The sequence below is a fragment of the Methyloceanibacter sp. genome (genome assembly GCF_051306395.1).
Lineage (GTDB): Bacteria > Pseudomonadota > Alphaproteobacteria > Rhizobiales > Methyloligellaceae > Methyloceanibacter.
Genome location: NZ_JBPPND010000227.1, coordinates 1 through 9844 on the forward strand (window position 1 = coordinate 1; position 9844 = coordinate 9844).

Consider the following 9844-nt stretch of genomic DNA (forward strand, 5'->3'; position numbering starts at 1 on the left):
TGCGCGGCGGCGGCAGGCGGCGCGAAGCCTGCACGGAACACGTCCCCGGGATAAAGCAGCGTCACCACCTGGCGGAGATCGTGGGGCAGGGTGACGCGCAGCATAAGAGCGCCGGCGCGGACCACGAACACGGTCTCATCGCCGTCCAAGCTGAGCGGCAGGGATTGCCCCCGCCGGGTCCGCACCATCGCGCCTTGGGCCGCGAGCGCCGGGGGCACCCCGTGGGGCATCGCGATCTCGGGAGGGGCGGCGTCAGACAGTCGGACGGCCTCCGGTCTCTTCAAGCTGGATGTGGTCTCCAAGGGTCGTCCCCGCGTGGCGGAAAGCGCGTGCCATCAAGACACAAGCTGTCGAGCCTGAAGGGGCGCCGCGCCTTGATGTCGATCAAGCCCGGTTCGCCCCGCGACACCGTGACCGTGCCGTCACCCGCGCCCGCAACGAATTGATCGAGATCAAGAAAAACCGTGTCGCTCCCGCAACAGTGGGATGACGATATGCGGTGGGCTGACCTCGGTCAGCCCAGGCAAGCGATCGGTGCTGGTGCGCCGCGGCCCCCGTCTCAAGAATAGGAAAGAACACGCGCGCGGCGTTTTCGTACTTCCGCGGCGACTGGGGGATTTCAGATGAACAGATTCGCGATTGGCGCATTCGCGCTACTGGCCGTGGTGGCGTTTGTTGGCGGCGCGTCCAAGTCGGTCATGGCGGGCGACGAGCACGGCAACTTCATGATCCGGGGCCTGGTCACGGGCGTTTTACCCGATACCGATGCCACGGTGTTCGCCGGGGGGGCGCGCATTCCGGGCGCCAACGCCAATGTCAGCGACGAGGTGATCCCGGCGACCACGCTGACCTATTTCTTCAACGACAACTTGGCGGTCGAGCTGTTCTGCTGCTTCGCCAAGCATGAGATCAACGGCACAGGCGCCATTGCCGGCCTCGGCGAGATCGCCGATACCTGGATCTTTCCGCCGGCGCTCACCGCCCAGTACCACTTTAACAGCGGCGGTAGGTTCAAGCCCTATGTGGGCGCCGGGCTTCAATATATTGCGTTCTTCGATGAGGGCGTGGGCCGGACCGGCGCCACAAGCGTCGACATCGACGACGCGGTGGGCTTCACCCTGCAGGCCGGTCTCGACATCTCCATGGGCAACGGCTGGTATCTCAATGCCGACGTCAAGAAGACCTGGCTCGACACGGAGATCAGCTGGAACGGCACGGGCGTGCGCGCCGATGCCGACCTCGACCCGTGGATCGTCTCCGCCGGCTTCGGCTATCGCTTCAACTTGAGCGACATCTTCGGTCACAGCGCGCAGACCGCCTCAATACCGATGAAGTAATATAATGAGTTGGGGTGGGAAGGGCCCGGTTCGCGCCGGGCCCTTTTTTCGTGCGCGGCCCTTGCTGGAGGCTTGCGGCCTTGCCGATGATGCGTCCGCGCGGCTAGAAGGGGGCCGCGAGGGCTTTCCGAGCGGTCCATCCCGGACGGCTCCACCGAACGCCTCAGGAGCGTAGGCGGCATGCGCGTTGGTCTCTATCCCGGCAGCTTCGACCCCGTCACCCTGGGGCATGTGGATATCGTGCGCCGTGCCGCCCGTCTCGTGGACCGGCTGGTCATCGCCATCGGCACCCATCACGACAAGCATCCGCTGTTCTCGGGCGAGGAGCGGGTGGCGCTGGCCCGCCAGGTGCTCGAGCCGGAGGCCAAGAAGCTTGGCCTCGATCTCGCCGTCACCACCTATGACAGCCTCACCGTGGATGCGGCGAAGTCCGCCAACGCCGCGATCGTCATCAGGGGCCTGCGGGACGCCGGCGACTACGACTATGAGATGCAGATGGCCGGCATGAATGCCGCGCTCGACCCGGATGTTGAGACGGTGTTCCTGGCCTCGTCCCCCGGCACCCGCCACATCGCCGCGAGCCTTGTCCGTCAGATCGCCGCAATGGGCGGGGATGTTACGAGCTTCGTGCCGCCGATCGTCGCTTCAAGCCTCAAGCAGAAATTCACCCCATAACCAAAGTCCAACACCCGCGAGGAAACCCCATGACCATCAGGACCGTTGTCCTTTTCACCGCCGCCTTGCTGTTCGCCGCAATGAGCGTCCAGCCGAGCATCGCCGCCAATCTCGGCGATCCGTCGTCGCTCAACGAGAAGGCGCCGGACGTCTACAAGGCGAAGTTCGACACGAGCAAGGGCACCTTCGTGATCGAGGTTCATCGCGCCTGGTCGCCCAACGGCGCCGACCGCTTCTACAATCTGGTGAAGAACGGCTTCTATAACGACGCGCGCTTCTTCCGCGTGATCGACGGCTTCATGGTGCAGTTCGGCATCAGCGGCAATCCGGACCTCTCCGCGGTGTGGCGCGAAGCGCGCATCCCCGACGATCCGGTGAAGCAGAGCAACACGCGCGGCATGGTGAGCTTCGCCACCGCCGGCCCCGGCACCCGCACGACCCAGGTCTTCATCAATTTCGGTGACAATGCCGGTCTCGACGGCCAAGGCTTCTCGCCCTTCGGCCAGATCGTCTCCGGCATGGACGTGGTCGACGCCTTCTTCAAGGGCTACGGCGAAGGTGCGCCGCGGGGCCAGGGCCCCGACCAGGGACGCGTGCAGACGGAAGGCAACGCCTATCTGATCACTGATTTTCCCAAGCTCGACTACGTCAAGAAGGCCACCATCGAGCAGTAAGCAAACCCGGCAACGAAGGAGGCCCTATCCGTGGCAAATCCCGAAGACACCCTCATTCTGGAAACGAGCAAAGGCAACGTCGTGGTCGAGATGCGCCCCGACCTCGCGCCCAACCACGTCGCCCGCATCAAGGAGCTGGCGAAGCAGGGCTTCTATGACGGCGTGCCGTTTCACCGCGTGATCGAGGGATTCATGGCCCAGACCGGCGATCCGACCGGCACCGGCGCCGGCGGCTCGGGCCAAAAGCTCGGCGCCGAGTTCAACGCCGAGCCGCATACGCGCGGCGCCGTGTCCATGGCCCGGGCGCAGTCGCCGGATTCCGCCGACAGCCAATTCTTCATCGTGTTCGACGACGCCACGTTCCTCGACCGCAAATACACGGTCTGGGGCCGGGTGATCGAAGGCATGGAGAATGTCGATCAGATCAACCGGGGCGAGCCGCCCGCGGATCCCGACAAGATCCTGTCGGCAAAGATCGGCGCAGGAGCCTAAGGGACCGACGATGCAACGAGAGGGGACCCCCATGTGGTTGCCGGGACTTCTGTTGACAGCGGTGGCGCTCGTCGCCGGCGGCATGATCGCCCTGCAAGCGCCCATCAACGCCGAAGCCGCATCCCGCCTTGGGCACCCCATCTCGGCCGCCACGATGTCGTTCTGCGTGGGCACGGTCGCGCTGATCGGGCTCACGCTTCTTTTTGCGCGGAGCAGCACCAATCTTGGCGCGCTTGGCAGTATGCCGCTCTATATGTTGCTGGGAGGCGGTCTGCTCGGCGCGATGTATGTGACCATCACGCTGTTTCTGGCGCCCAAGATCGGCGTGGCCGCGGTGATGGCCCTCGGCATCGCCGGACAGTTGGTCGCCGCGCTGCTGCTCGACCGCTTCGGCATGTTCGAGCTGATGGAGCGCGAGCTGAGCCTGGGCCGGGTGAGCGGCGCCGTGCTCGTGCTGGTCGGGGCGCTTATGGTGCGGCTGCTCTAGCCGCGGATCGCCCTTGCGCACGGACCTTTTCGATTTTGAACTACCCGAGGAGCTGATCGCGCTGCGTCCAGTGCATCCGCGTGACGCCGCGCGGCTTCTCGTGGTGCACCCGGACGGGGCGGAGCTTCTGGCCGATAAGGTGATGACCGATCTGCCCTCATTGATCGCGCCGGGCGATGCGCTGGTGCTCAACGATACGCGCGTAATCCCGGCGGCGCTGCGAGGCGTGCGCAGGCGGGGCGACGCCACGGCGCCTATTTCGGCGAACTTGATCGAGCGCCTGGACGACCGCCGCTGGCAGGCGCTTGTCCGGCCAGCGAAGCGGCTTGAAGCCGGCGACCGCATCCAATTCGGCGAAGGCGGAAATGCCTGCATGCTGGGGGCGCTCGACGCCATTGTGGAGGCGAAGGGGCAGGGCGGCGAGGTGACGCTCGCCTTCGACTTGAGCGGGCCGGCGCTGCACGACGCTATCGAAGCGCAAGGCGCCATGCCGCTACCCCCGTATATCGCCGCCCGCCGTGCGGCGGACGATCAGGACCGCAGCGACTACCAGACCACCTTTGCCCGGGAGGAGGGCGCCGTCGCCGCGCCCACCGCCGGCTTGCACTTCACCGGCGACTTGATCGAGGCGCTCGAGGCGCGCGGCATCACCTGTCACTTCGTGACGTTGCATGTGGGGCCGGGCACGTTCCTGCCCGTGCGCGCCGAGGAGACGTCAGATCATGAGATGCATGCGGAGCACGGCGTCGTCAGCACGCAGGTCGCGTTCGCCTTGAATGCCATCAAGTCGCGTGGCAACAGGATCGTTGCCGTCGGCACGACCTCATTGCGCTTGCTGGAGAGCGCGGCGGACGAGTTCGGCACCTTGAAGCCGTTTTCGGGCGAGACTGACATTTTCATCACGCCGGGCTATTGCTTCCGCTTCGTCGATCGCCTGTTGACCAATTTCCATCTGCCGCGTTCGACCTTGTTCATGCTGGTCGCCGCCTTTTCAGGTCTCGACACCATGAAGCAGGCTTACGCGCATGCCGTCGCCGAGCGCTATCGCTTCTATTCCTATGGCGATGCATGCCTGCTGAGCCCCGCGGAGCGGTTATGAGCGCGCCGTTCTCTTTCGCGGTGAAAGCGCGGGACGGGGCGGCGCGCACCGGCGCTATCACCACGCCGCGTGGCGTGATCCGCACGCCGGCCTTCATGCCCGTGGGCACGGGCGCGACGGTGAAGGCCATGTTTCCGGAGGACGTCGCCGCCACCGGCGCCGACATCATCCTCGGCAACACCTACCATTTGATGTTGCGGCCGGGCGCCGAGCGGGTCGCCAAGCTCGGCGGCCTGCACAAATTCATGCATTGGGAAAAGCCGATCCTCACCGACAGCGGCGGCTATCAGGTCATGTCCCTGGCCAAGCTCAGGAAGATCGACGAGCAGGGGGTTACTTTTCAGTCGCATCTGGACGGCGCCACCATCGAGCTCACGCCGGAACGCGCCATCGAGGTGCAGTGCCTGCTGGGAAGCGACATCCAGATGGTGCTGGATGAATGCACGCCGTTTCCGGCCACGCGCGAGGAGGCGAAGCGGTCCCTGGGTCTGTCCATGCGCTGGGCGGAGCGGTCAAAGGCCGCCTTCGAGACCATGAGCGCACCGGGCCAAGCCTTGTTCGGCATCGTGCAGGGCAGCGTCTATCCGGAGCTGCGCGAGGAGTCCGCCTACGCGCTGACCGAGATCGGCTTTCCCGGCTACGCGGTTGGCGGGCTTGCGGTGGGCGAAGGGCAGGAGGCCATGTTCGAAACGGTCGAGCTCACCACGGCATTTTTACCCGACGACCGGCCGCGCTACCTCATGGGCGTGGGCACGCCGCAGGACATGCTAGGCGCCATCGCGCGGGGCATCGACATGTTCGACTGCGTGATGCCGACCCGCTCGGGCCGCCATGGGCAAGCCTTCACTTGGGGCGGGCGGATCAATTTGCGCAATGCGCGCTACGCCGAGGATCAAAGTCCGCTCGATGCCGAGAGCCAATGCCCGGCCGCCCAATATGAGCGCGCTTATCTGCATCACCTCATAAAGTCAGGCGAGATGCTGGGCGCGATGCTGATCTCTTATGCCAACGTGCAGTTCTATCAGGAGCTCATGGCCGGCGCGCGCGAGGCGATCGGGGCGGGCACTTTTGCCGACTTCGCCGAAAATGTTGCCCGGCGACGCCGCGGCCGATGAGGGCTGAGCGCTATTGCGGCGGGTCGACCTGCGAGGCCGCACCGCCTTTTGCCGTGACTTTGCGCTCCCGCGCCAACAAGTAGAGGCCGGCGAAAATGACGATGCCGCCGCCGCCGAGCGTCCAGCCTGTCGGCACGTCGCCGAACACCAAGAAGCCGCCGACCGACATCCAGATTAGCCCGAGATAGATGTATGGCGCGAGGACCGCCGCCGGCGCCATTCTGTGGGCGAGGATCAAGAGCCAATGGCCGAGCCCGCCCCAGAAGCCGAGCGTGGCGAACAAGAGCCACAAGAACCAATCGTCCGGCGATTGCCACTCAACGAAGGCGAACGGTGTCATCACCAGCACGCCCACCAGCGGGGTATAGGTCTGCGTCACGGACGCGGGATCGAACGCGGCGAGGTAGCGCGTGGCGATGTTGTAGAGCGCGTAACCGCAGGTGGCGCCAAGCACGAGCAGCATGGCCCAGTGGACCTCCCCAAGACCGGGATGCATGACCACGAGCACCCCGAGAAAGCCCGCGGCGATGGCCAGCATGCGGTGCAAGCCGATCCATTCGCCGAGCAGCGGCCCGGCGAGCCCCGCCACCAAAAGCGGCGTGAGGAAGAAGATTGTGACGGTCTGATCGAGCTGAAGATATTTCAACGCCACGAAGTTGAGCGCAGTCGTCAGAATCATCATGCAGGAGCGGAGTATCTGGATCAGCGGCTTCGCCGAGCGCAGCGAGGGCTTCAGCGCGAAGGGCCACAAGACCAGCGCGCTGAACACCACATGGCCCGCGAAGCGCAACCACGTTGCCTGGCTCGTGGGAATCTGGTGATCGTCGACCAGGTATTTGACCGTGATGTCGAGCAAGGCGAAGCAGACCGTCGCCAGCGCCATGAGGCCGATCGCCTTGTAGGTATGGCTTGGATCGGCGGACGCGGACGGGGTCGGGCGGGAGCTCATGAAGATGCCTGTATGAACCAAACTATGTGCACCAAACTTTGCCAAAGCGCCATTGGCCGATAAAACAGATGGCCGCTTCGCGAGGAAGACCAGTTGGCTGACATTCGCGCCATATGCGCCATTGGCTTGCGGGGGCAGCTCGGCCTCGACGGCCGGCTCCCGTGGGAGGGGAACAAGGGACGTGACTATGTCGCCGACGTCGCCCGCTTCTTCGAGGTGACACGCGGTCACGTGCTCATCGCCGGCCCGAAGACCGTCGCCTCGATCCCGGACTTCGCCTATGAGGACCGCACGATTTGCGAGATCCGCTCCAGCCACCATCCCGAAGAGGTTTTCGCCTGGTTCCCCGATCGCGTGGTCTTCGTGGGCGGCGGTCCGCCGGTTTGGGACGTCTATGCCCCCTATATCCGCCACTGGGACATCAACCGCCTGCCCTATGACGGCGAGGCGGACCGCTGGTTCGACCCCGCTTGGCTCGTGGCCACTTTGGATGGGGACTGACGGGCGGCGCGCTTCCGGCCGACGCCTAGCAGACGGTCAACTTCCCGCGAACTGCCCGAAATCGCCGTAATTCGGCTTTATCGCACCTGCGAAAAGATGTTTCGCCATGGGACGGCGAAGGCTAACATTTGAGCCACGACCGAAGGCGGGGCACCTTCCGGTTGCCGTCAAGGACCCAGATACACAAGTCTGATGGAAGCCCCGCGCGGACGCTTGCCAAGGAGACGGCTATAGCTGCCACGGAACCAGAGTTTACCGCCGAGCAAGTCGGCTGGCGCTTCGCGCTGGGCACGGTCATTCTCGTCGGCGCCTATATCGCCTGGCCGATGATTCCTCTGGTAATGGCGGCCGATCTCGACCCGGGCTTCAAGGCGGGCCTTTCCGCCGTGCTGGGAGCCACGCCGTTTCTCTCAAAATTCGTGGCTGTCGCCGTGATGGGCCGCCCGGCTTATTACTTCCTCAAGCGCAACGTCTATGCGCGGCTGCGCCGCCGTTTCGCCGGAGCGCGGGCCGAATAAGCGCCAAAATCTCCACTTTATCGCCTTGCGCGATGCCAAACGCGTTGAGCAGGCATCACGCCGTGTTCAGCGCTCGTCACGCTTCGTTGAAGCGCGCGCGAGGAAATGTGCCGGAGAGTTGAGTTTTCCGTGAGCGGGTTCGGTGCTCTCTTCGCCGCGTGAGGCACTCTTGCCTCCCCAAAGAGGAGACACCCCCATGAAGAAGATTCTGATTGCAGCTACGCTGATCGGCGCCTTTGCAGCTCCTGCGCTGGCGATGGACAGCTTCTACATCGTCTTCGACAACAAGACGAAGACGTGCACCATGGCGCGGTCGGCGCCGACCGACACCGCAAAGTTCGCCATGATGGGCGAGTACGGCTCCGAGGCCGACGCGCACATGGCCATGAAGGGCATGACCAAGTGTAAGTAAGCCTTCGCTTGCTTGGTCCGTCTCAAGACCAAACTTCAGTTGCACAGCCGCTCTCGTCCTTCGAGGGCGGCTGTGTTGCGTTCAAAGGCGCGCCATGAGCCTGGACACCGGGCAATGAAAACCCCGGCCGGGAGAACCCGACCGGGGCTGGCATTTGCCGGAGAGATAGTTTGAAGAGCTATCTCGTCGTCAATTCTTTAGCCGAGCTTCAACGGCTCCACGATAACAGCCTTTTCGTGGTGGCCGAAGCAGCCGCCGAGGCCGATGGTTGCCGAGATGATGATGGCACAAGCGATGAACAGACGCATGGTTGGTCCCCCGTTTCTTTCTGTCGATTCTGTCGATGACTATATCGGGCTTTGCCGGGAAATGCTGTGACGTTTAGGTCACGCTTTGGCTCAAAAAAACACAGGTCTCGGAAGGCCGAAGTCCTGCAAATCCGCCATTTTTGGCCCCGGCAGGCATTGGATTGGGCTCTGTCCGGAGGCGCGGGCGGCTCGAACGGGGCGGTGAGTGCGAACGCTAATCCTCGGATCGGAGGTCATCGTCCCGGCCCTCAAAACGGGCGGCCGGGCTTGCTCATTTTGACGGCGGGCTGGACCGGCAATAAAAAAACCCCGGCCAGGAGAACCTGACCGGGGTTGGCATTTGCCGGAGAGATAGATTGAAGGGCTATCTCGTCGCCAATGTTTAGCCGAGCTTCAACGGCTCGACGACAACGGCTTTCTCGTGATGCCCGAAGCAACCGCCGAGGCCGATCGTGGCCGAAACGATAATCGCGCAAGCGATAAAGAGTCTCATGGTTGAATCCCCCAAAGGTCCTGCAGAATCGACGTTTATAAGTGGATTATAGCCTGCCGGGTCAACGCAGGCTGTATCCTGCGGGCCACAGATTCAGAAAGTTTGATCGGGCGGGGATGGCTGGCGGCCATTCAGATGTCGCCTCGGACTATAACAGCTGGTGCATTCGCCTTGGAGCCCACCGCCTCAAGGAAGCGCAAAACTAGGGAACCTCATGGGAGGCGGAGTGACCCTGACAAAAAATGAGTTCACAAAAAAAGAGCCAGGCTCGTGGCCAGGCTCAAGGTAAAGGGGCAGGGTGGAGGCACCGCTTAAGGCTGACGGCGGGGGGAACCGTCGGGGGAGGTGCAGTGCCAACACCCAGTCGATTGAACGCACTTTCCAAGCCATTGTTCCCGAGCTTCGTGGATCTCTCTCAGGCGACACCGGGTGTTTGTCGGAGTTCGCTTTCGGACCGTCTGCGAGCTTTAGGGACTAAGTCCTTGAAGGATTGTGGTGAGCGCGCTGGGACTCGAACCCAGGACCCTCTGATTAAAAGTTCTATTCAGGCCGTTTTCAGCACCTAACACTTAATTGCACGGCCCGGGATAAAACCCTTGTGTGCCTTGCCTTTCCCATCCGTAGAGCCTTACACTACCGTACAGTAGGTAACAGGTCAAAACATATGACCGGCGTTACCTATGGTTCTCTACGGAGCCGCTTAACTTGGTCAAGAAGGTCCTGACCGACGCCGCCGTGAAGCGGCTGAAACCGCCGCCCAAGCCTGAGAAGAAGGGCGAGGCGG

Annotated in this window: 12 protein-coding genes and 1 tRNA gene; 10 read left to right on the top strand and 3 right to left on the bottom strand. The window is 63.5% G+C overall.

Annotated elements, in window-relative coordinates; translation table 11 throughout:
- Positions 1–230: hypothetical protein (locus ACSLE4_RS11820; protein WP_435904646.1), on the bottom strand; the 230-nt coding region annotated here is incomplete at its 3' end.
- 393 nt (positions 231–623) lie between these two features.
- On the opposite strand from ACSLE4_RS11820, the gene ACSLE4_RS11825 reads away from it, so the two are divergent.
- The 7 genes from ACSLE4_RS11825 (at position 624) to tgt (ending at position 5879) form a co-directional block, all read left to right on the top strand.
- Positions 624–1337, top strand: a complete 714-nt coding sequence (locus ACSLE4_RS11825) for an OmpW/AlkL family protein (RefSeq protein WP_435904647.1) — start codon at positions 624–626, stop codon at positions 1335–1337.
- Between the two features lie 180 nt (positions 1338–1517).
- Positions 1518–2012, top strand: coding sequence for a pantetheine-phosphate adenylyltransferase (coaD, locus tag ACSLE4_RS11830; RefSeq protein ID WP_435904648.1), 495 nt, complete (start codon positions 1518–1520; stop codon positions 2010–2012).
- Positions 2013–2041: 29 nt separating this feature from the next.
- Complete coding sequence (locus tag ACSLE4_RS11835; RefSeq protein ID WP_435904649.1) at positions 2042–2686, top strand: peptidylprolyl isomerase; 645 nt, start codon at positions 2042–2044, stop codon at positions 2684–2686.
- A 30-nt stretch (positions 2687–2716) separates the two neighbouring features.
- The gene (locus tag ACSLE4_RS11840; protein ID WP_435904650.1) at positions 2717–3178 is read left to right on the top strand and encodes a peptidylprolyl isomerase; all 462 of its coding nucleotides are present in this window, start codon (positions 2717–2719) and stop codon (positions 3176–3178) included.
- A gap of 31 nt (positions 3179–3209) precedes the next feature.
- Positions 3210–3665 carry a DMT family transporter gene (locus ACSLE4_RS11845; RefSeq protein WP_435904651.1) on the top strand — a complete coding sequence of 152 codons (456 nt, stop codon included), beginning with the start codon at positions 3210–3212 and terminating at the stop codon, positions 3663–3665.
- 13 nt (positions 3666–3678) lie between these two features.
- Positions 3679–4764, top strand: coding sequence for a tRNA preQ1(34) S-adenosylmethionine ribosyltransferase-isomerase QueA (gene queA / locus ACSLE4_RS11850; RefSeq protein WP_435904652.1), 1086 nt, complete (start codon positions 3679–3681; stop codon positions 4762–4764).
- Positions 4761–5879 carry a tRNA guanosine(34) transglycosylase Tgt gene (tgt, locus tag ACSLE4_RS11855; protein ID WP_435904653.1) on the top strand — a complete coding sequence of 373 codons (1119 nt, stop codon included), beginning with the start codon at positions 4761–4763 and terminating at the stop codon, positions 5877–5879. Before queA ends, tgt begins: the two co-directional genes overlap by 4 nt.
- 10 nt (positions 5880–5889) lie before the next feature.
- On the opposite strand, the gene ACSLE4_RS11860 is transcribed toward tgt, so the two are convergent.
- Positions 5890–6828 (bottom strand): DMT family transporter, encoded by a 939-nt coding sequence (locus tag ACSLE4_RS11860; protein ID WP_435904654.1) that lies wholly within the window; start codon positions 6826–6828, stop codon positions 5890–5892.
- Between the two features lie 93 nt (positions 6829–6921).
- Between ACSLE4_RS11860 and ACSLE4_RS11865 the strand changes: the two genes are divergently transcribed.
- The 3 genes from ACSLE4_RS11865 (at position 6922) to ACSLE4_RS11875 (ending at position 8259) form a co-directional block, all read left to right on the top strand.
- On the top strand, positions 6922–7329 hold the full coding sequence (locus ACSLE4_RS11865; protein WP_435904655.1) for a diacylglycerol kinase: 408 nt from the start codon (positions 6922–6924) through the stop codon (positions 7327–7329).
- 161 nt (positions 7330–7490) lie between these two features.
- Positions 7491–7847 (top strand): hypothetical protein, encoded by a 357-nt coding sequence (locus tag ACSLE4_RS11870; protein WP_435904656.1) that lies wholly within the window; start codon positions 7491–7493, stop codon positions 7845–7847.
- A gap of 196 nt (positions 7848–8043) precedes the next feature.
- Positions 8044–8259 carry a hypothetical protein gene (locus ACSLE4_RS11875; RefSeq protein ID WP_435904657.1) on the top strand — a complete coding sequence of 72 codons (216 nt, stop codon included), beginning with the start codon at positions 8044–8046 and terminating at the stop codon, positions 8257–8259.
- 1294 nt (positions 8260–9553) lie between these two features.
- Here ACSLE4_RS11875 and ACSLE4_RS11880 read toward each other — a convergent pair.
- A tRNA-OTHER gene (locus ACSLE4_RS11880) sits at positions 9554–9644 on the bottom strand.
- Positions 9645–9844 lie beyond the last annotated feature (200 nt).